The organism is Mesorhizobium sp. M0563 (assembly GCF_040321065.1).
Classification (GTDB): domain Bacteria; phylum Pseudomonadota; class Alphaproteobacteria; order Rhizobiales; family Rhizobiaceae; genus Mesorhizobium.
In genome coordinates this window covers 106,452-127,338 of the sequence record NZ_JAMYQV010000020.1, presented here as the reverse complement: position 1 = coordinate 127,338, position 20,887 = coordinate 106,452, and the positions used below count along the sequence as shown (strand labels likewise).

17 protein-coding genes and 1 tRNA gene are annotated in these 20,887 nt (G+C 59.6%); 11 read left to right on the top strand and 7 right to left on the bottom strand.

From position 1 onward, the window contains the following. Nucleotides 1-538: 538 nt before the first annotated feature. Nucleotides 539-745 carry a helix-turn-helix transcriptional regulator gene (locus NKI50_RS23585; RefSeq protein ID WP_352717760.1) on the bottom strand — a complete coding sequence of 69 codons (207 nt, stop codon included), beginning with the start codon at nt 743-745 and terminating at the stop codon, nt 539-541. A gap of 192 nt (nt 746-937) precedes the next feature. On the opposite strand from NKI50_RS23585, the gene NKI50_RS23580 reads away from it, so the two are divergent. Further along, nucleotides 938-1,666: a hypothetical protein gene (locus tag NKI50_RS23580; RefSeq protein WP_352717758.1), complete on the top strand. Its 729-nt coding sequence runs from the start codon at nt 938-940 to the stop codon at nt 1,664-1,666. Between the two features lie 298 nt (nt 1,667-1,964). On the opposite strand, the gene NKI50_RS23575 is transcribed toward NKI50_RS23580, so the two are convergent. The 3 genes from NKI50_RS23575 to NKI50_RS23565 all read right to left on the bottom strand — a co-directional run bounded on the left by NKI50_RS23575 (nt 1,965) and on the right by NKI50_RS23565 (nt 5,697). Beyond that, entirely contained in the window at nt 1,965-3,896 is a 1,932-nt protein-coding gene (locus NKI50_RS23575) for a calcium-binding protein (protein ID WP_352717756.1), read from the bottom strand. 1,066 nt (nt 3,897-4,962) lie between these two features. Next, on the bottom strand, nt 4,963-5,331 hold the full coding sequence (locus NKI50_RS23570; RefSeq protein ID WP_352549013.1) for a VanZ family protein: 369 nt from the start codon (nt 5,329-5,331) through the stop codon (nt 4,963-4,965). A gap of 291 nt (nt 5,332-5,622) precedes the next feature. After that, nucleotides 5,623-5,697: transfer RNA gene (locus tag NKI50_RS23565), tRNA-Gln, on the bottom strand. Nucleotides 5,698-6,260: 563 nt separating this feature from the next. On the opposite strand from NKI50_RS23565, the gene ppdK reads away from it, so the two are divergent. Both ppdK and NKI50_RS23555 read left to right on the top strand, forming a co-directional pair. After that, the gene (ppdK, locus tag NKI50_RS23560) at nt 6,261-8,939 is read left to right on the top strand and encodes a pyruvate, phosphate dikinase (protein WP_352717754.1); all 2,679 of its coding nucleotides are present in this window, start codon (nt 6,261-6,263) and stop codon (nt 8,937-8,939) included. A 193-nt stretch (nt 8,940-9,132) separates the two neighbouring features. Further along, nucleotides 9,133-9,870 (top strand): polysaccharide deacetylase family protein, encoded by a 738-nt coding sequence (locus NKI50_RS23555; RefSeq protein WP_352717752.1) that lies wholly within the window; start codon nt 9,133-9,135, stop codon nt 9,868-9,870. Here NKI50_RS23555 and NKI50_RS23550 read toward each other — a convergent pair whose 3' ends face one another. Then, nucleotides 9,871-10,260, bottom strand: a complete 390-nt coding sequence (locus NKI50_RS23550) for a DUF427 domain-containing protein (RefSeq protein WP_352717750.1) — start codon at nt 10,258-10,260, stop codon at nt 9,871-9,873. Nucleotides 10,261-10,385: 125 nt separating this feature from the next. Next, a complete protein-coding gene (locus NKI50_RS23545; RefSeq protein ID WP_352717748.1) occupies nt 10,386-10,772 on the bottom strand; it encodes a hypothetical protein in 387 nt (128 codons plus the stop codon). Nucleotides 10,773-10,950: 178 nt separating this feature from the next. Here NKI50_RS23545 and NKI50_RS23540 point away from each other — a divergent pair, with 178 nt between their 5' ends. Continuing rightward, nucleotides 10,951-12,579, top strand: a complete 1,629-nt coding sequence (locus NKI50_RS23540) for a fatty-acid--CoA ligase (protein WP_352717746.1) — start codon at nt 10,951-10,953, stop codon at nt 12,577-12,579. Nucleotides 12,580-12,662: 83 nt separating this feature from the next. Further along, entirely contained in the window at nt 12,663-13,448 is a 786-nt protein-coding gene (locus NKI50_RS23535; RefSeq protein ID WP_352717744.1) for a DUF1499 domain-containing protein, read from the top strand. Between the two features lie 13 nt (nt 13,449-13,461). Here NKI50_RS23535 and NKI50_RS23530 read toward each other — a convergent pair whose 3' ends face one another. Further along, complete coding sequence (locus NKI50_RS23530; protein ID WP_352717742.1) at nt 13,462-14,370, bottom strand: MBL fold metallo-hydrolase; 909 nt, start codon at nt 14,368-14,370, stop codon at nt 13,462-13,464. A 114-nt stretch (nt 14,371-14,484) separates the two neighbouring features. On the opposite strand from NKI50_RS23530, the gene NKI50_RS23525 reads away from it, so the two are divergent. The 6 genes from NKI50_RS23525 (at nt 14,485) to NKI50_RS23500 (ending at nt 20,879) form a co-directional block, all read left to right on the top strand. Further along, a complete protein-coding gene (locus NKI50_RS23525) occupies nt 14,485-15,075 on the top strand; it encodes a biotin transporter BioY (protein WP_352549035.1) in 591 nt (196 codons plus the stop codon). A gap of 426 nt (nt 15,076-15,501) precedes the next feature. Continuing rightward, nucleotides 15,502-16,065 (top strand): transcription termination/antitermination protein NusG, encoded by a 564-nt coding sequence (gene nusG / locus NKI50_RS23520; RefSeq protein ID WP_352717740.1) that lies wholly within the window; start codon nt 15,502-15,504, stop codon nt 16,063-16,065. Between the two features lie 147 nt (nt 16,066-16,212). Beyond that, nucleotides 16,213-17,532 carry a UDP-glucose dehydrogenase family protein gene (locus NKI50_RS23515; RefSeq protein ID WP_352549039.1) on the top strand — a complete coding sequence of 440 codons (1,320 nt, stop codon included), beginning with the start codon at nt 16,213-16,215 and terminating at the stop codon, nt 17,530-17,532. 40 nt (nt 17,533-17,572) lie between these two features. Then, nucleotides 17,573-18,850, top strand: coding sequence for a sugar transferase (locus NKI50_RS23510; protein WP_352549040.1), 1,278 nt, complete (start codon nt 17,573-17,575; stop codon nt 18,848-18,850). A 153-nt stretch (nt 18,851-19,003) separates the two neighbouring features. After that, on the top strand, nt 19,004-20,098 hold the full coding sequence (gene gmd / locus NKI50_RS23505) for a GDP-mannose 4,6-dehydratase (protein WP_352549042.1): 1,095 nt from the start codon (nt 19,004-19,006) through the stop codon (nt 20,096-20,098). Nucleotides 20,099-20,120: 22 nt separating this feature from the next. Next, nucleotides 20,121-20,879 carry a glycosyltransferase family 2 protein gene (locus NKI50_RS23500; protein ID WP_352549044.1) on the top strand — a complete coding sequence of 253 codons (759 nt, stop codon included), beginning with the start codon at nt 20,121-20,123 and terminating at the stop codon, nt 20,877-20,879. The last annotated feature ends 8 nt before the right edge of the window (nt 20,880-20,887 follow it).

Below are 20,887 nucleotides of genomic sequence, written 5' to 3'. Positions count from 1 at the left end.
CCGCTAAACACGGGGGCTGCGCGGCGGACACGCCGACGTCACAGCTACTGCCACGCCATTTTTGCAGAACTTGACGCACACAACTCATCGGCCAGCCGGGACTCGGCTATCCTGCACGGTGCAATCGCATCTTTACTCGGGGCAGCGAGCCGTTTGTATTGGCCAGATGGGTTCTGACGCGATTTGCCCATCCTGTTTCCGATGAGATTGTGACAGGACGAAATCAGGCGTGCCGGTCTGTCATACACTGGCGGGCATATGGCATGCTGGCCTTTGGTGGTCGATGGCGGGAAGGGCCGGAAACGTGCCAATCACCTACGCGTTGGCCAACCGGGACTCGGCTATCCTGCACGGTACAATCGCATCTTTGCCCACCAGCTCGTTTTTCGGGTTCGCAGGGGATACCCCGCATTTCTGTGGAGCGGATGGAGGGGGCATTTCTCTCGCAAAATGTTCGCGAAAAATGGGCTCTATGCAACAGTCGTTGCAAGAGATGTCGCCGTCGCTTGATTCAAAATGCGGCGTTTCGCCGTAATGGTCATCTGTTGTTGGATCGGCGGGCAAGCCGTACGCCAGGCCCGCTGCCATTCTCTGGGATGAATTCGACGCCGGCGGCCTCGAGGGCACTGCGTATTGCATCAAGGTTGTTCCGATGTGGAATGCGCGCCCCGCGTTCGAAATCAACGATGGTTGCTCTGGAGACGCCGGCAGCGACCGCAAGTTCGCCCTGGCTCCAACCGAGCATCGCCCTGGCCCCCCTACATTGTTCCACGGAAATTAGGCTCATCGGCTGAGGTCAGTCTTTTTGGTTGACTTTCGCCCGGGAAATCAGGCTAAATGGAAGACGCTAGACAAACACAAACGCTAGAACGGCTGAGCAGGTGTTGCTGCACCTGCCCAGCCTGACCACAACCCAAGCTTCTGAGGAGCTCGGATCATGGCTGATTCCGACAATATCACGCCGCCGCCCCACGTCACCCGCAGACGAGTACTTGCAGGAACAATGGTGGCTAGCACCGCATGGGCCCTTGAAGGTAGCGCATCCGCAGGCGACGGCGGAAGGACGAATCTGCGTTCTGACCCTACGTTGGGTCTATGGCAGAAATGGCGGGAAGCTCACAAGCTCACCGAGCGGCTTTGCCGCAGACAGCAGCGCTTGGAAACGCAACTCATTGAGAGCGTCGGCTTTCCCTGCGTGACCGTCCGCCTAGCCAAGGGTGAGGAGGTGACGGTCCATTCTATCGAGGCGCTCAAGGATATACTTGGCAAAGAGCCATATACAGCGGCTCTTCGCAAGAAGGCCGAAGCCGCTTTAGCGGCACATCAGGCACGCTGGAATGCGGCTGCCGAGGAAACCGGTTACGCCGCAGCGCTGATGGCGGAACGCCAGGCTGGAGAGCGGGTGCAGGATCTGCTGCAAACATTCTCAAGGACTGCCGCCACGACTCTCGCCGGTGTTGCAGTCAAGCTCGATGTCGTGTTGCGCGAGGGCGAAAGCGAGGAGGAGTGCTCCGAATTCCCCTGGCCGCAAATCCGCTCGGCGCTCAGCGATCTGGTGCACATCTCCGAAGACGTCGGTGCTGATGGGTGCGGCGTCGAGGTAGTCGGCATGACTAAGCCGAAAATCTCCGCCATGTCCGATGACCGCCAATTAGGACGAGGTTGAACTGCCCGCCGCTTATAGCGATCTTGTCGCCTATGCTGAATTGCTCGTGCGAGACCGGAGAGACCGGCGCTGGTCTGGCAAAGCTGATAGCGCCGATACTGGCAAGGTACTCGCAGTGATAATCCCGAAGGGCGCTCACCAATGGTCCAGCTGCGTTTTCTCGCTCACCTTAGGGCCCGCCTGCTAGCTCCTTGGGGAAGCACAGGCCAAAACTAAGCATCCCACTTGGAATTCCGGTGCTTGAACAAAGACGGAACGGCGGACCGGCTCCAGCAGAAGGTCCGCCGTTCCGGGGCGTTCAGATCACAAGAAACGAACCTGCTGCAAGCGACAGACCTGGAGAGAGAGTGGCGAACTGTATTTGAGATGCGCCGCCGATCCCGTCGCTGTCGAAAGAGAGCGCCCCGGTTGAGCTGTTGTAGATTATATGGTCGGAGCTGTCATGCGCGGCCGTGCCAGCAAAGAAAGCATCGGATGAAAGGCCACCCGATTTAAGCCCGGCAAAAACGGCGTCGTCGAGTTGGATCTTGTCCTGGAGCTTGTCGAAGTCGGTGATCCTGTCGATATTGCCGGCTCCAAGAGCGCTGTTGAACACGAAAGCATCATTGCCTCCGTTACCGGTCAAGATGTCGGCACCGCCGCCTCCGTTGATGATATTAGCGCCAGCATTGCCCTGGATGGTCTGGGCAAAGGTGTTGCCCGTCAGGTTGATTGCAGACGTACCGGACGGAGTGGTGGTGGCGAGAAGCTCGATCTGTGAACTGGCCGAAAGCGCATGGCTCACCGCAGCGAACACCCTGTCGGTACCGCCACCTGCCGCCTCGTTTACCTTGTCACCGGCGTTGTCGACATAATAGGTATCATTGCCGCCATAGCCGACCATCTTGTCGGCGCCACCACCGCCGTTGATGACGTTTGCGCCAGCATTGCCAAAGATGGCTTGGCCGAACGCGTTGCCGGTTAGGTTTATTGCTGTCGTGAGCGTCGGATTGTTGGTGGCGAGGAGCTCAACCTCTGAGCCGGCCGAAAGGGCATGGCTGACAGCAGCGTAAACCCTGTCAACCCCACCGCTCACCGCTTCGACTACCTTGTCGCCGGCGTTGTCGATGTGGTACGTGTCGTTACCGCCATAGCCGGTCATGGTGTCGGCGCCGCCGCCGCCCCTAATGTAATTGGCGCCGGCATTGCCCTGGATGGTCTGGCTGAACTCGTTGCCTGTGAGGTTGATCGCCGTGGTGCCGGACGGATTGCTGGTGGCAAGAAGCTCAATCTCCGAGCCGGCCGCAAGGGTATGACTTACGGAGGCGAGTGCTTTGTCGGCACCGCCGCCGGCCGCCTCAATCTCCTTGTCGCGGATGTCGTCGACATAATAGGTGTCATTGCCGCTATAGCCGATCATCGTGTGGCCGCCGGCCCCGTGAAACACATCGTCGCCGCTGGTGCCATACAAGGTGTCGCTTGTGTCGACGGGAGGTGGAGTGGTCCCCGTCGTCGCAAGGTTGTGTTCCCGGAAAACGGCCTGCAGTTCCGAAGAGCTCTCCAACGCTGTGTCGCCTCGCTGCGAACCCCAGGCGTATGCGTAGTCGAAGGCGGGTGACGGAACCAGCTTGGCCCAGTGTTCCATCATGGTTTCCATCTGGGCGGCGGTGGGCACCACATATTTGCCACCCATGTCGGTGTTATACTCGCCACCTCCAAACGCCTGGTAGCCCGGAACGATCTGGCTCGTCGGGATGCCCGATGCCTGAGCGGCGGCGACGAATTTATCGATCATGTTGTAGTCGACCGGGCCATCCGTGCGGACGGGATAGACATCTATGCCGTAGTAATCGATACCCGTATTGGCGGGATTGTACGTGCCCCTAAAATCCGGATTCGCCGACGTCCCTAAGCTCATCATTGTGATGTAGGTCTTGGCGCCTGGAAAATGCTCATGAATCCAGTCGGATTCTGCCTTCAGATTTGCGGCAGAGGCGTAGGTACCCCATTGGCCGGTGGGATCCGGCTCGTCAACCAGGAAGAACCCAAATACGTTCGGATTGCCGAGGAAAGGAGTAACCTTGTCGATAAAGGATTGGGTTACTCCGTTGGCCTCGTCGAGGTAGACCAAGCCTTTCATGCCCTCCGGCAGCTCGTTCACCTGGTCAACATATTGCACGCTAGCCAGATTGAATCCGGCTTTTGCAATGTCCGTGCCGGATCCGCCCGACGTGTAATGGAGAGTCGCCATCCATAATCCCTCATTTTGATTCGATAGCGCCCCGCGAATGACTGCCTACTAGAAGGTGTATATTAGCGCCAAATCACATACCTGCACGCCCTGATAGAATGGTTGATCGGTGACAGGATTTCGAGGTTGAGGCGAAAAATATACTTTACAAGGTCGACGATAGCGATGAAGAGTCAAATTTAACTGCGGGAGGATTTTAATGATTGGCTCAAAAGTTATCTATGATTTTTTACGAGACACTAAATGCACTGCTACGTCAGAATAATTCGTTTAATACAATCCAAAAGTTATTTTATAATTTTGGATTTGTTTGATGAATAGATATCCGTTGTACGTAAAATTGTGATAGTTGTTGTTATAAGGCGAAGATAAATGAAAAAAACGGGTGCTTTGATTGGTGGAGCGTGAGAAGATATCAATTTGAATGCCAAAGAGCGTGCAGTAACACCCCCATTTTATTCAATATGAATTTTCCTGCCGGTCAATTGAGTCGAGCTTAAACTAGGAGTCTTGCCTGACCACGTTCTCTGCCGGCGACGCCATTTTCTTGTGGACAGGTAACCGCAAGTGGCAGCCCGCGACCAAGTTGTCCGCACTAAGATTGCAACTCGGCAAACTGAAATGCGGTTCAATCAGAATCCAGCAACACCCAGGTGACCATGGGAACGATCCCGGACTGCAGACGTGCCGGTTTGGGCCGAGATGGTAGGGACTCGGAACGCCAGAGAGTTGGGCCATGTGCCTCTTGTGTCTCGACGGATTCCTTGGTCGGAATTCTCCCAGGCATCCCGGCGCTTGGCACGTCGTCCCTCAATGGCTGCGCCGCCTTCTATATCTTACGGGTCTTTTCGCTACCTGGTAGTAGCGCCTGTCGAAAGAGACGAGCGCGCGACGGCGCGTCGAGCAACTCCGGCCCGATGAAGACGGGTAGGCCTTTCCTGCAGGCCTTGCGCAGCACTCGAATCTCGCTGCAAAAAGTCACCGCGGCAACCAACGGCAACCAACATCCGTTCGGCGCTTGAGATATGTCTACCGGAACAGATTGGCGCCGTTCAGAGGATGTCCCTCAAGCCACTCGTCGAACAAGCGAATTTGCACAGCTAATGGCTGCCAGCGCGCACCAGATGCCAACACAATCAGCTGCCCAATCAAATCCATCAAGATCTCGCCCTATTAAGGTCGTACCCTGAAGGATTTCAATCGCAGCACCAACCAGAGCGAGGAAGACCATCAAACTCATTTTGCGTTCCGGCCAACCCAGGCTGCCAACAAGCATCAGCGCCGCGAAAGCGACACCGTGATTAAGCTTGTCATAGTGGAAGCCTATGCCGAAGCCGAGCTCCTTGAGACGGAAAACTGGCAGAAGTGCAAGCACGAGAACGGCAAGCAGCGTAACGAAGAAGGCTGCTCTTTCGGCAATTGAGTGTAATCTCATTCTGCTCCTACGATGTTGTTTGCGGGCCGGGCGTTGCCACCCAAGGCTCGGCTCCGAGATCGACATCGGCTCCCGCATGGTGCGAGGCGAGGCTATTGCTTCCCCCTCACGATCGCATCCGATTTGTCCAAAATCAACTGAGCTACATATTGAGCCGCCACATTCGTAATAAAAACTTGCGATACGTTAAACGCTGTCTATCTCTCGCGCGAAAATTGTCGTGCCCCTATGGAGCGGAGAACTCCAACGGGCACGTGCATTCGGAGTCGTCAGGAGCGGACCGAGAGAAATTGGCTGGGGCGCCAGGATTCGAACCTGGGAATGTCGGTACCAAAAACCGATGCCTTACCACTTGGCGACGCCCCATCAGCCGGGAACGTGCCCCAGCGCGCGGGCTTATAAGACGAGCGGGGGGAAAGCTCAACGGCGAAGATACAAAATGTCGTAAGCAGAAATTGTCCGGACTAGGTAGCACGTGAGCTGTCCGTTTTCTTGCCAGTCCTTGGAGGCTGGGGATCAAACGGACAGCATGGCTACAGGATCGGAGAATGTTCGCGACGCTTGAGCCGCTGGAATGGCGGCGATCTTTCGATGATCGAGGCAGGTGAGTTGCTGGGCCTCTCGGAGCGGTAGGATGGACAATTGGACCGCCTACAGCCCGGAACCATGAGATCACTTTAAGGATAGTGCCGCCCTGTCCCGGCGTTCCGCCCATCGCTGCCATAATCGAATTTTCCGGTCAGTTCTGTCTGTTTGTTCTCGTTATGTGCTGTGGCGGGTACGCCCGAGACACCGGTCTTTCTGGGCATCAGTATCGCTTAATCGATTGTAGAGGACCGCCGGCTTGGTCGACGCCTTGCCTTTCGCACTGCACCATCATATCGCTCGATTTGCCAGTACTTCCAGCTCCTGCAAACCGGGGATTAAGCATGACCAAGTGGGTCTACACCTTTGGCGACGGCGCCGCGGAAGGCCGTGCCGGCGACCGCAATCTGCTCGGCGGCAAGGGCGCCAACCTCGCCGAAATGTGCAGCCTGGGCCTGCCGGTGCCACCGGGCTTCACCATCACCACCGAGGTCTGCAACGCCTATTACGCCAATGGCCACACCTATCCGGCCTCGCTGGAAGCGGATGTTGCGGTCGCGCTTGACCACATCGGCCGGCTGACCGGGCGCCGCTTCGGCGATCCCTCGAAACTGCTTTTGGTGTCGGTGCGCTCCGGCGCCCGCGCTTCCATGCCCGGCATGATGGACACCGTGCTCAATCTCGGCCTGAACGATGAGACGGTCGAAGCACTGGCCGCCGATTCAGGCGATCCGCGCTTTGCCTATGACAGCTACCGCCGTTTCATCCAGATGTATTCCGATGTCGTCATGGGGCTCGACCATGAGGTGTTCGAGGAAATCCTCGAAGACCAGAAGGGCGGGCTTGGCCATGAGCTCGACACCGAGCTGACAGCCATCGAATGGCAAGGCGTGATTGCGCTCTATAAGGCGAAGGTCGAGGAGGAGCTCGGCAAGCCGTTTCCGCAGGATCCGCACGAGCAGCTTTGGGGCGCCATCGGCGCGGTGTTTTCCAGCTGGATGAACAACCGCGCGATCACCTATCGGCGCCTGCACGACATTCCCGAAAGCTGGGGCACTGCGGTCAATGTCCAGGCCATGGTCTTCGGCAATATGGGCGATACCTCGGCCACCGGCGTTGCCTTCACGCGCAATCCGTCGACCGGCGAAAAGCAGCTCTATGGCGAGTTCCTGGTCAATGCGCAGGGCGAGGATGTCGTTGCCGGCATCCGCACGCCGCAAAACATCACCGAGGCGGCGCGCATTGCGGCCGGCTCCGACAAGCCGTCGCTGCAGAAACTGATGCCGGACGCCTTCCAGGCTTTCGTCAGTATCTCCGACCGCCTGGAAAAGCACTACCGCGACATGCAGGATCTCGAATTTACCATCGAGCGCGGCAAATTGTGGATGCTGCAGACCAGGTCCGGCAAGCGCACCGCCAAAGCGGCGCTGAAGATTGCCGTCGACATGGCCAGGGATGGACTGATTTCGAAAGAAGAGGCCGTCGCCCGCATCGATCCGGCCTCGCTCGACCAGTTGCTGCATCCCACAATCGATCCAAAAGCGGCGCGCGACATTATCGGCGTCGGCCTGCCGGCCTCGCCGGGCGCTGCCACCGGCGAGATCGTGTTTTCATCGAACGACGCCGAGGAGGCCAAGACGCAAGGCCGCAAGGCGATCCTGGTGCGCATCGAGACCAGCCCCGAAGACATCCATGGCATGCACGCGGCCGAAGGCATCCTGACGACGCGCGGCGGCATGACCAGCCATGCCGCCGTGGTGGCGCGGGGCATGGGCAAGCCTTGCGTTTCGGGCGCCGGCTCGCTGCGCGTCGACTACAAGGCCGGCACGCTGATGGCGATGGGCGCGACCTTCCGCAAGGGCGATATCATCACGATCGACGGCGGCAACGGCCAAGTACTGAAGGGTGCCGTACCGATGCTGCAGCCTGAACTCTCGGGCGATTTCGCCGCCATCATGGAATGGGCCGACGGCGCGCGCCGCATGAAGGTGCGCACCAACGCCGAGACGCCGCTCGATGCCCGCATGGCGCGGTCCTTCGGCGCCGAAGGAATCGGGCTTTGCCGCACCGAGCACATGTTCTTCGACGGCGACCGCATCGTTGCCATGCGCGAGATGATCCTGGCCGATACGGAAAAGGACCGACGAACGGCGCTGGCCAAGCTGTTGCCGATGCAGCGCTCGGATTTCCTCGAACTGTTCGAGATCATGGCCGGCCTGCCGGTAACGATCCGCCTGCTCGATCCGCCGCTGCATGAATTCCTGCCAAAAACGGAGGAGGAGGTGGCCGAGGTCGCCGCCGCCATGAACGTATCGCCGGACAAGCTCCGGCGGCGCACCGAAGCGCTGCACGAGTTCAATCCGATGCTCGGCCATCGCGGCTGCCGGCTTGCCGTCTCCTATCCCGAAATCGCCGAGATGCAGGCGCGCGCCATTTTCGAGGCGGCCGTCGAGGCCGGCAGGAAGGCCAGCGCGCTGGTGGTGCCGGAGATCATGGTACCGCTGGTCGGACTGGTGAAGGAGCTCGACTTCGTCAAGGCGCGCATCGATGCCGTCGCCAAAAGCGTCATGCAGGAAACCGGCGTCAAGATCGATTACCTCACCGGCACGATGATCGAACTGCCGCGCGCCGCGATCCGCGCTCACGTCATAGCCGAGGCGGCCGAATTCTTCTCCTTCGGCACCAACGATTTGACCCAGACCACCTTCGGCATCTCGCGCGACGACGCGGCCTCGTTCCTCGAGACCTACCGGCAAAAAGGTATCATCGAGCAGGATCCGTTCGTGTCGCTCGACATAGAGGGCGTCGGCGAGCTGGTGCGGATGGCGGCCGAGAAGGGCAGGGCGACGCGGCCCGACATCAAGCTCGGCATTTGCGGCGAACATGGCGGCGACCCGGCCTCGATCCATTTCTGCGAGAAGGTCGGCCTCGACTACGTCTCGTGCTCGCCTTACCGGGTGCCGATCGCCAGGCTGGCCGCCGCGCAAGCGGCGGTGCAGGCTGCGAAGGAGGGTCGCGGATAGGAACCGCGCGATCCTTTTCACGTACGGTTAAGGACGTGGAGCACGCATTGTGACCTCTCGCTTGCCAAAGGTCAGGCCCGCGGTCAAATTGCCGCTGCCGACGCTTTTGCAGGGGCATCGTCCCGATTTCCGCCTTGATGCCGGTCTTGGGGTCGCCGCTTCAACTTTGATCTGGCCGACCCGGAAACAATCAATGCGCCTGTTCCAAAAGCATTTTTGCGCAGTTGCGATATCGCTGTGGGCTGTTTCGCCTGGCAACGCCCAGTTGCTCGTCGAACCGACGCTGCACATCAAGCCCGACGCAGGCAGCGGCCGCGTCGCGCTGACGCTCGATGCCTGCGGTGGAAAGACCGACACACGGATTCTCTCGGCGCTGGTGGAAAACAAGATTCCCGCCACCATTTTCGTCACCGGCATCTGGCTGAAGCACAACGCCGCCGCCGTCGAGATCATGCGGGCGCATCCCGACCTGTTTGAATTGGAAAACCATGGCGGCCGCCACGTCCCGGCCGTCGACACGCCGCAAAAGATCTACGGCATTCGCAGCGCCGGCAGCCCGCAGGCCGTGCTGGCCGAGGTCGAATCCGGTGCCGCCGCTCTCGCCGTGACCGGCGAGCCGGCGCCGAAATGGTTTCGCGGCGCGACCGCCGAATACAGCCCGTCGGCAATCGCGATGATACGCAAGCTTGGCTTCAAGATCGCCGGCTTCTCGATCAACGGCGACGGCGGCTCATTGCTCGGTGCAAAAGAGACCGCCCGGCGCATCTCGGCAGCAAACGACGGCGATGTCATCATCGCTCACATCAACCAGCCGACCCATGCGGCCGGCGAAGGCGTAGTGCAGGGGCTTTTGGCGCTGAAGGCCAAGGGCCTCACCTTCGTCCGGCTCGATGATGCCGACGGTGTCGGCAATGAAGGCACCACCGACTGATCAGTCGGGCGTAGCCTCGATGGTCACCTTGCTTGGATAGAATGCGCCGTGATCGCGGATATCCGCCATCTCGTCGTAAGGCTGCTCATAGGCCCACATCGCATCCTTGCCTGCATCGGCGGCGGGCAGCACGCTCCAATAGCTGGCATCGCCCTTGTAGGGGCAATGGGTCGAGGGCTCGGTCTTGCCAAGCTGGTTGAAGTCGATGTCGTCGAACGGAATGTAGAAAACGGGGGGATAGGGCGATTCGGTCAGCACCTTGACCATTCTGGACGAGGCGATGACGACATCGCCGGCGCGCACCGTCACTGTGCCCTTATAAGGCTCAACGGGGATGATCTTGCCCGGATTGCGCTGAAAGCCGGGTGACGGGTTTGCGATCTGGTCCATGCGGATCTCCTTGCCTCAACCCCAAATGTGTCTGGCAAGCGCGTTATGCAAGACCTGCCTGCCGCGACGCCAAAGCGTCGCCCGCGGGGGCAAGTCTCACCTGTTTCTTCCGCTTTGCCGAAAACTCAGGCGGCGGCCTGGAATGCGTCCATCAGCCCGGCATAGGCGGCGGCAATGCCGGCCACCGGATTGGTGCTTTTCGAGGTGGTCTCGACCTTCAGCGCACCACCGCTGGCAGGCAAGGTGAGCAGCAGGAACTGGCGACTGCCGCCATCGCCGACGCAGGCGGCAGCGACGTGCTGGCTTTCGCCCTCGTTCTCGACGCACATCTTGAACAAGAGCGTGCCGCCGACCGCTTCGAGGGCGCCACCGACGACCTCGACGAATTCATCTTCGGAAATGGTTTTGGCGTCGGGCACCAGATCGGGCTGCGCGCCATCGGCCGCCACCAGATCGGTCAGACTTTCGGCAAGCGTATTTTCGAGGGCTTTGTCGTCGAGCTGCGCGTCCATGCGAACCTCTTTCATTCGCCAATCGCGCCCCGCCTGTTAATCAACGTTAACGCCGAGCATGGCCGGATTGTGGCGAATTCGGCCTCGTTTGGCTCTATGCACCGCTTCAGCCCGGTTCTGGCTAGACAATCCGCCGATTCGTCCCACAATGGCGCAAAAAAATTACGGGAGGAGCACGATGCTCGGGCTGATGCAGGAATGGCCGCTGCTTTGCCACAAGCTGATCGACAACGCCGAGCGGCAGCACGGCAGCCGCGAGATCGTGTCGCGTTCGATCGAGGGGCCGATCGTGCGCAGCACATACGCCGAAATCCATGATCGTGCCCTGAAGGTCGCCGAGCGGCTAGAGCGTGACGGTTTCAGGCTTGGCGACCGCCTCGCGACCCTGGCCTGGAACACCGCGCGCCACATCGAGGCGTGGTACGGCATCATGGGTGTCGGCGCGATCTATCACACGCTCAACCCGCGGCTCTTTCCCGAGCAGATCACCTGGATCATGAACAATGCCGAGGATAAGGCAATCTTCGTCGACCTGACCTTCCTGCCGCTGCTTGAAAAGATCGCCGGCGCGGTCAAGTCGCTGAAGCAGGTTATCGTGCTGACCGACAAGGTGCATTTACCCGAGACTGCGCTGCCCAATGTCGTTGCCTATGAAGAATGGCTTGCTCAAGCCGACGGCAACTTCGCCTGGAAGACAGTCGATGAAAACACCGCTGCCGGCATGTGCTACACCTCGGGCACGACGGGCGACCCGAAAGGCGTCCTCTACAGCCATCGTTCGAACGTGCTGCACGCCATGATCGAAGCGATGCCCGACGCCATGGGCCTGTCGTCGCGCGATACCATATTGCCGGTCGTGCCGATGTTTCACGCCAATGCCTGGGGCCTTGCCCAGAGCGCGCCGATGATTGGCGCCAAGCTGGTCATGCCCGGCTGCAAGATGGATGGCGCTTCGATCTACGAGCTGCTCGACACCGAGAAGGTGACCTTCAGCGCCGCCGTGCCGACGGTGTGGATGATGCTTCTCCAGCATCTGGAAGAGACCGGCAAGAAACTACCCTATCTGCAGAAAGTCGTCATCGGAGGCGCGTCCTGTCCACGCGCGATCACGACGAAGTTCCAGGACAATTACGATGTCCAGGTCGTCCACGCCTGGGGCATGACCGAGATGTCGCCGGTCGGCACGCTGTGCACCCTGAAGCCGGACTATGCCGGGCTGAAGGGTGACGCCCGCCTCGCCGTCCAGCAGAAGCAGGGCTTTACGCCGTTCGGCATCGAAATGAAGGTGACGGACGACGCCGGCAACGAACTGCCATGGGACGGCAAGACCTTCGGTCGGCTCAAGGTCCGCGGGCCGGCCGTCGCGCGCGCCTATTATGGCGGCATCGGATCCGAACAGTTCGATCAAGACGGCTGGTTCGATACCGGTGACGTCGCGCATATCGACCCCGGAGGCTATATGCAGATCACCGACCGCGCCAAGGACGTCATCAAGTCGGGCGGCGAATGGATCTCGACCATCGAGCTCGAGAACCTCGCGGTCGGCCATCCCGATGTGGCGGAGGCCGCCGCCATCGGCATTCCGCATTCGAAATGGGGCGAGCGGCCTTTGCTCGTGGTCGTCCGCAAGCCGGGTAGGGAGCCGACCAAGACGGATATTCTCGCTTTCATGGACGGCAAGGTGGCGAAGTGGTGGATGCCGGACGACGTCGCTTTTGTCGGCGAAATCCCACACACCGCTGCCGGCAAGATCCAGAAGATTACCTTGCGCCAGCAGTTCCGGGATTATCACCTGCCGACGGATTGACCGGAGATGCGGCGTCTTTGCGCCTTCAAGCCGCCGCTGAAAGGCACTATGCCTTTGTTCGGGTTGGGGCAGCGCGGAAAACAATGACGGGAATTCCCGAGCGACAAACGTCGAGGGCCGCCGGTTGGTCGCGGCGTGCCGGCGCGTTTTCGGCAGTCCTGCTGCTGACCGCTCTCATCGGCCATCGCTATGACCTCGTCGAGACCCAAGCTTTCCTATGGGTGCTTGGCATTGTCGCCTTGCTGGCCGCGTTCGCGCTTTTGTTTGGCGGGTTTGCCTTCGCGCGATTGTGGAACTTCGGTGATCGTGGCGGCCAAGACCTGACCGCCGGCGCCTTGCTGGCGCTTCTGGTGCTCATCCCTTACGCTGTCGGGGCCTATTGGGCGGCGACCTATCCGCCGCTGCGCGACATCTCGACGGATTTCGACGACCCGCCGGCGCTCGATAGTTCTACCCGGACAAAGGATATGAACGAGCTTTTGCCGCCGACACTCGGCGAGCAGCGCCTGCAAATCGAAGCTTATCCGCTTGTTACCGGACGCAGCTACACCTTGCCTTTCGATCGCGTTCTGGAGGCGGTCAAAACTGTGCTCGATCGGCGCGGCTGGCAGCTCACGGCGCCGTTTCCCGACGCAGCAGGGCAAAGCGACGTGACGGTCGATGCGCTGGCCAAGAGCTTGCTGCTTGGTCTTCCCGCCGATGTCGCCATCCGCGTGACCGACGACGGCGATGCGGTCATCGTCGATATGCGCTCGGCCTCGCGTTACGGCCGCTACGACCTTGGCGACAATGCAGCGCGCATCACCGATTTCCTTGCCGAACTCGACCAGAAAGTCGCCGGCCAGGTGGGCGTGGCGCCGGCGGAATGAAATCCGAAGTGTGCTACGTTGCCGGCGAATAGATGCCGCCGATAGCCGGCGCGCCATCGGTGTGGACCAGGCCGCGCGCCACCAGGTCTTCCAGGTGGGCAAGCACCGACAGGCCGGCCGCGCTATGCAGGCGCGGGTCGGTGTCTCGATAGATCGCCTCCACCATGTCCTTGATTGTCCGGTCGCCGTTGTTGATCCGCTCCAGAATTGCGCGTTCGCGCATTTTGCGATGCGTTTTCAATCCGCGCATGAAGCTGCGCGGCTCGGTCACCGGCCCACCATGACCGGGCAGCAGCAGCCGGTCGTCACGTTCGATCAGCCGATCGAGCGATGTCATGTAGTCGGCCATCGCGCCATCCGGCGGCGCGACGATCGTGGTTGCCCACGCCATGACGTGATCGGCCGAGAAAAGGATGCCGGTTCCCTCCAGCGCGAAGGCCGCGTGATTGGCGGTATGGCCGGGCGTCAGCACCGTCCGGATCGCCCAGCCGTCGCCGTCGATCACCATATCGTCCGGCAGCGCGATATCAGGAACAAAGTCGGTGTCGGCGCTGGCATCGAGCGGATTGACCTCGCCGGTACGCAATGGCCGCGCCGGGCGATGCCGGCCCTCGGCCAGAACCGCCGCACCGGTATGCTGCTTCAGCCGCGCCGCCAGCGGCGAATGGTCGCGATGCGTGTGGCTGACGAAGATATGGCTGACCGGCCGGGTCCCGATCGCTTCGAGCAGTGTTCGAAGGTGCGCCTCGTCATCCGGACCGGGGTCGATCACCGCCAGCGTCTGGCACCCGACGATATAGCTGTTGGTTCCGTGAAAGGTGAACGGGCTGGGGTTCTTGGCGGTGATCCGAAGTACGTCGGGCGCAACGGTCACGCCCTTGCCATAGGCAGGATCGAAGCGTGTGTCGAATTTCAGCGCCATGCGAACGTCGCGACCTTTTTTGGGGGGAGGGCAAAACCGATTGCCGCATAGCACGGAAGCCAATATAGGAAAACGCAAGGCCGCGTACGGCGGCAATCCGGAACGGGGAAGACCATGGCTATTGCAACGACGATGCGTCCGCTCATTTCTCTCGCTTTGCCTGAAAAAGGCGCGGCCCGGCTGGCAGGACAGCTTTTGCTGGCGATCGCCGGAACTCTGCTGCTGATCTTGTCTGCCAAGACCAAGGTCATGCTCGGACCGGTCGATATCTCGATGCAGACGCTCGCCGTCTTCCTGATCGCTGCCTCCTTCGGCATGCGCCTCGGCGTCGCCACGCTACTTCTCTACATGGTCGAGGGCGCATTGGGCCTTCCGGTCTTCCAGAGCACGCCCGAAAAGGGCATTGGTATCGCTTACATGCTCGGTTCGACCGGCGGTTATCTAGCCGGCTTCGTCGTCATGGCGGCGATCGTCGGCTGGGCTGCGGACCGTGGCTGGGATCGCCATCCTATCAAGCTCTTCAATGCCATGCTGGTGGCCGAGATCGTCATGATGGCAATGGGCTTTGCCTGGCTGGCGCTGTTAATCGGCCCGGAAAAATCCTGGCAGTTCGGGGTGTTGCCCTTTATCGTCGGTGATCTGATCAAGGTTGCGCTGGCCGCGAGCCTGGTGCCGGCTGTCTGGTCGCTGCTGAAGCGGTCGTGAAGCCGGTCGAGCGGTGATAACCTGTTCTGCGCGACAGTGATTTTTCGCCGTAGTTGGTGTGGCCGTGCAGGATCTTTGTCGCTGGCGGCAGGCAGGATCTTTGTCGCTGGCGGCAGGCTTGTGCGCGACGCCATCCGTCACATTAGCTTCAAGTCGACGGACTAAGTACCAGAACCAACGAGCGATTCGTGACGACCAGCGTGACCAAGCACCTACGTATGGAAATAAATTGCTCGACATAGCATCTCAGCCAGCTGAAAAAGAAAGCGGCTCGATGATTATTTAGGCACAGCTAAATTTCTGGACAATGTGTAGGAAATTCTTAACCCAACCGCCTTGACTCTAGTGGCTTGGTTGCTTGCTGGTATCCACACACTGTCGTAACCGTTGACCTGAGATCATGCGCCGACCGCCGAAGGAAGACACGTGAGTAGCGCGGAAAAAACAACGAGCAAGGCAACAGCCCTGTCGCCTGAGCCGACCGCCGCGCCGGCAACGCGCTGGTATGCGGCCAGCGTCTTTCCCGGGAAGGAGCATGTCGCCGAGCGGCATCTCCGGATCCAAGGATTCGGGCCCTTTGTGCCTCGCTGCGAGAAAACCGTGCGTCATGCCCGGCGGCTCGAAACACGGTCTGCAGCTTATTTCCCGGGTTATATGTTTATCGCCCTTGACGTCGCGCTGCAACGTTGGCGCTCGATCAACGGAACGTTCGGTGTGCGTTCCCTCGTCATGCAAGGCGACCGGCCTTTGCCTGTCCCCTCCGGTCTGGTAGAGCGCTTCATTGCGTTGACCGGCAGGCACGGCCTGCTCGACTTCAGTGGCGGCCTCGCAGCCGGTGCTTCGGTTCGGATCCTTTCCGGCCCTTTCGCGGAAATGATCGGTCGCCTTGACCGGCTCGATCCAGCCGGAAGGGCTCGGGTTCTGGTTGCGATCATGAATGGCGAGATACCTGTCGACCTTGATACCAGGGATCTCGTCGCCATCGCATAGTCGTAAGCATTGAGGTGCGGCGAGGCGATGCAAATTGTTGTAGGATCGGCTCTCGGGTTTTCACCCGGGAGTGCGGTAGCCGTTCTTCGGTGGGACTAGGCGCTGTCTGACGAGATCGTCTCGTCGGCGCTGATGAGAGTACGCGATATGCGGATAACAATGATTGGTGCCGGCTATGTAGGGCTCGTCTCGGGCGCCTGCTTCGCCGACTTTGGCCATCAGGTCTGCTGCGTCGATCGTGATGCGGAAAAGCTTGCCATGCTCAAACTCGGCAAGATACCGATCTACGAGCCAGGGCTCGACGACCTCGTCACCACGAACACCGCGCAAGGTCGCTTGCGTTTCGATGACAATCTGGCCGATGCGGTTTCGCAATCGGATGTCGTCTTCATCGCCGTGGGCACGCCGTCACGGCGTGGCGATGGTCATGCCGATCTGTCCTTCGTCTACGATGCGGCCGCCGAAGTCGGCCGCGCGCTCAAACGATTTACGGTCGTGGTGACGAAATCGACCGTCCCTGTCGGTACCGGCGATGAGGTCGAACGAATCATCCGCGAGCAAAATCCCGCCGCCGATTTTGCGGTGGTCTCCAATCCCGAATTTCTTCGCGAAGGATCGGCGATCGAGGACTTCAAGCGGCCCGACCGCATCATTGTCGGGACCGATGCCGAACGGGCCAAAGCGGTGATGGGCGAAATCTACCGACCGCTCTCGCTGAATGTCGCGCCGATATTCTATACGAGCCGACGTACGGCGGAGCTTACCAAATATGCCGGCAACGCGTTTCTGGCCATGAAGATCACCTTCATCAACGAAATTGCCGATCTCTGCGAGCGGTTGGGAGCCGATGTTCAGGACGTCGCGCGCGGCATCGGCATGGACAATCGCATCGGCGCAAAGTTTCTTCATGCCGGGCCGGGCTACGGTGGCTCCTGTTTCCCGAAAGATACGCTGGCGCTGGTCAAGACCGCGCAGGACGCGGCAAGCCCCGTGCGGCTTATTGAGACGACGGTCTCGATAAATGACCAGCGCAAGCGGGCGATGGCGCGCAAAGTGGTCGTGGCCTGCGGCGGCTCTGTGCGCGGCAAGACTGTCGGTATCCTCGGCCTTACGTTCAAGCCCAACACCGACGACATGCGCGACGCCCCCTCATTGGCCATCATTCAGGCACTCCAGGACGCAGGCGCTTCGATCAAGGCGTATGATCCGGTCGGCATGGAGCAGGCACGCAAGATGATAGAGGGCATTGAATTCGGGGAAAGCGCCTACGCGGTGGCCGACGGCTCGCATGCGATCGTCATCGTCACGGAATGGAACGCCTTTCGGTCGCTGGATCTGAAGCGGCTCCGTGCAATTATGGCGACACCGGTAATGGTCGACCTTCGAAACGTCTACCGCGGCGAGGACGTCGTGAAGGAAGGCATCGCCTATTCGAGCGTTGGTCGAGAGCGGCACCTTGTAAGGTGAACGTCCAGGTTTCCATGGGACCCGGGTTGCGGGATTCAATTTGAGCACCACCACTGTCCAATTGCCCAATCGAAGGCATCTGCTGCTCCGGATGCGCTTTCAGCTGCTCGGCGGATTGACATTCGCTATCCTGCTGCCTGCGCTGATCCGCATGTCGTTTGATCAACAGGTTATCCTGTACTCAAACTTGCAGGTTACGATCGTCGCGGCAATCATCGCTCACACGACAGGCTACTTCCTCTACAAGCGCATCGGCAATTTCCCAGGCGTCGCGGCGGCTGGCTACATCCTGCCAACTTTCGCGCTGACCTATGGCCTTGTGTTCGTCACTATCTTCTTCTTCAGATTTGATTACAGCCGATTCCAGGCCGCCGCGAGCTTCATCCAGTCAACATTGTGGTACTTTGGCCTGAGCCTGGCCACGCGACGGCTCGATGCATATCGCCTGGCGATAATTCCTGGCGGAGATGTCGACAGGCTGGAGACAATACCGGGTGTGAGCTGGCACAGGATCCATTCGCCCGATACGGTTGTCGAATACGCGAGCGGCGTCGTGGCCGATCTTAGGGCCGATCTTTCAGATGAATGGGAGCGGTATATTGCGGACCGCGCGCTGTCGGGAACACCAGTCTATCACGTCAAGCAAATCAGCGAATCGCTCACAGGCAGAGTGGAGATCGAGCATCTTTCTGAAAACACTCTAGGCTCCTTGAATCCAAACCAGGCTTACCTGAAAATAAAACAGTCGGTAGACTGGGCATCTGCGTTATTTGTGCTTGTTGTTTTCTCGCCATTGCTGTTGTTTGTGGCGATTGCCGTAAAGATCGATTCGCCTGGACCCGCACTATTTAGACAGAAGCGGATGGGCTACGGAGGGCATCCCTACGAGGTCTACAAGTTTCGCACGATGAAGCTCAGCGACACGGCTGTCGACGAGAAGGAAGCGGCCATCACGAAGGCCGGCGACACACGCATCACCCGTTTGGGGCAGTTCCTCAGAAAATCCCGGATCGACGAATTGCCGCAGGCCTTCAACATCGTGCGCGGCGAGATGAGCTGGATCGGTCCGCGGCCGGAAGCACTCGTACTTTCGAAGTGGTACGAGGCCGAACTGCCATTCTACCGGTACCGGCACATTGTTCGACCTGGGATTACCGGATGGGCGCAAGTCAACCAGGGCCACGTTGCGGCTGTTGACGACGTCCTGGAAAAGCTTCACTACGACTTCTACTACATCAAGAACTTTTCTCCTTGGCTCGATGTGCTGATTGTATTTCGAACCATCCGAACCATGCTGACAGGGTTTGGCGCACGTTGACAAGGGTGACAAAGATCTAGTCCACGCAGCCATGCCGCCGCTCACGAGTTTCGCGGGTGGGATAAGCACCACTCTTGGAAAATGGGCATCTGTTCAAAAGCTACGCTGATCGGCGTTTGAAGATCGCGTCGTATCGATCTCGGAGAAAGCACAATGACTAGGAAGACCGCGCTCATTACCGGCATCACCGGCCAGGACGGCGCCTATCTGGCGGAACTTCTCTTGGCAAAGGGCTATGATGTCCATGGCATCAAGCGCCGGTCGTCGTCCTTCAACACGGGCCGTATCGATAATCTCTACCAGGATCCGCATGAAAAGAACGTAAGGCTGTCGCTGCACTATGGAGACATGACCGACGCAACCAACCTCATCCGCATCGTCCAGGAAGTGCAGCCCGATGAGATTTACAATCTTGCCGCGCAGTCGCATGTTCAGGTGAGCTTCGAGACCGCGGAATATACGGCGAATGCCGACGCGATCGGCACATTGCGCCTCCTTGAAGCCATCCGGCTGCTTGGCCTGACAAAAAAGACGCGTTTTTATCAGGCATCGACGTCCGAGCTCTATGGCAAGGTGCAGGAGATCCCACAGAGGGAGACGACGCCCTTTTATCCCCGCTCGCCTTATGCGGCTGCTAAGATCTATGCCTACTGGATCACCGTGAACTACCGCGAAGCCTACGACATCCATGCTTCCAATGGCATCCTATTCAATCACGAGAGCCCTATGCGCGGCGAGACGTTCGTCACCCGCAAGATCACGCGCGCGGCGGCCGCGATAAGCCTCGGCCTTCAGGACAAGCTCTATCTCGGCAATCTGTCGGCTGAACGCGATTGGGGCCATGCCCGGGACTATGTCGAAGGCATGTGGAGAATTCTCCAGCATGACGTGCCAGACGACTATGTCCTTGCAACCGGGGTGAAGAACTCGGTCCGCCGCTTTGTCGAGCTTGCATTCAATGAGGTCGGAACCGAGATCCAATGGGTTGGTTCCGGCATCGATGAAAAAGGCATCGACGCGAAATCCGGCGCCGTTCTGGTCAAGGTGGATCCGCGCTATTTCAGACCGACCGAAGTTGAGCTTCTGATCGGTGACGCTTCGAAAGCGGAGCGCGTTCTCGGGTGGAAGGCAACAACGTCGCTGGCGACAATGGTCCAGGAAATGGTCCAGTCCGACCTCGAAGCGGTAAGGCGGGAATCCGAACATCGGCGCCTGGACGAGGATCGCATTCGTGTTGCGGCGCAGTGAGCAGCACTAGGCTGGGGTCGGCATGAAAATTTCCGTCTTGACCGTCTGTTGGAACTCTGCGGCGACGATCAGGCATACGATCGACAGCTTTCTGGCCCAGGGTCATGATGACAAGGAACTGGTGGTCATCGACGGCAATTCGTCGGACGACACGCTGGCAATTGTCCGATCTTACCCACAGGAGCAGATCCGGGTGATCAGCGAGCCAGATAGCGGAATGTATGACGCCCTGAACAAGGGGCTGCGCCTATATACCGGAGACGCGGTAGGCGTGCTGAATTCAGACGATTGCTTTCACGATCGTTCGGCTCTGGGACGGATCTCCGCAGGACTCGAACATGCCGACATCGTGCATGGCGACCTCGATTTTGTCGAAGACCATATGAGCAAGCGGATCGTGCGCCGTTGGCGTGCCGTGGCCCGACCCCCCAAGGGTTTTCGGACCGGATGGATGCCGGCCCATCCAACGTTCTATGTAAAGCGCAAGGTGGCGGACGTGGTCGGTGCATTCGATCTCAGCCTCAAAGTGGCATCGGATTATGACTGGATGTTGAGAGCTGTTGAGCTTCACGGATTCCAGACCGCTGCGACCGGCCACGTGCTGGTGGACATGATGGTTGGCGGAGCCAGCACGCGAAGTCTTGCCTCGCACATAGGCCACAATCTGGAAGCGCTGCGGGCACGCCGCCGCTGGCTCGGATCGGGTCCAGTTGACTATGCGCTTGTCGCAAAGCCTGCGCGCAAGCTGAAGCAGCTGGTATCGATAAGGAGAGGAAATTGACGAATTGA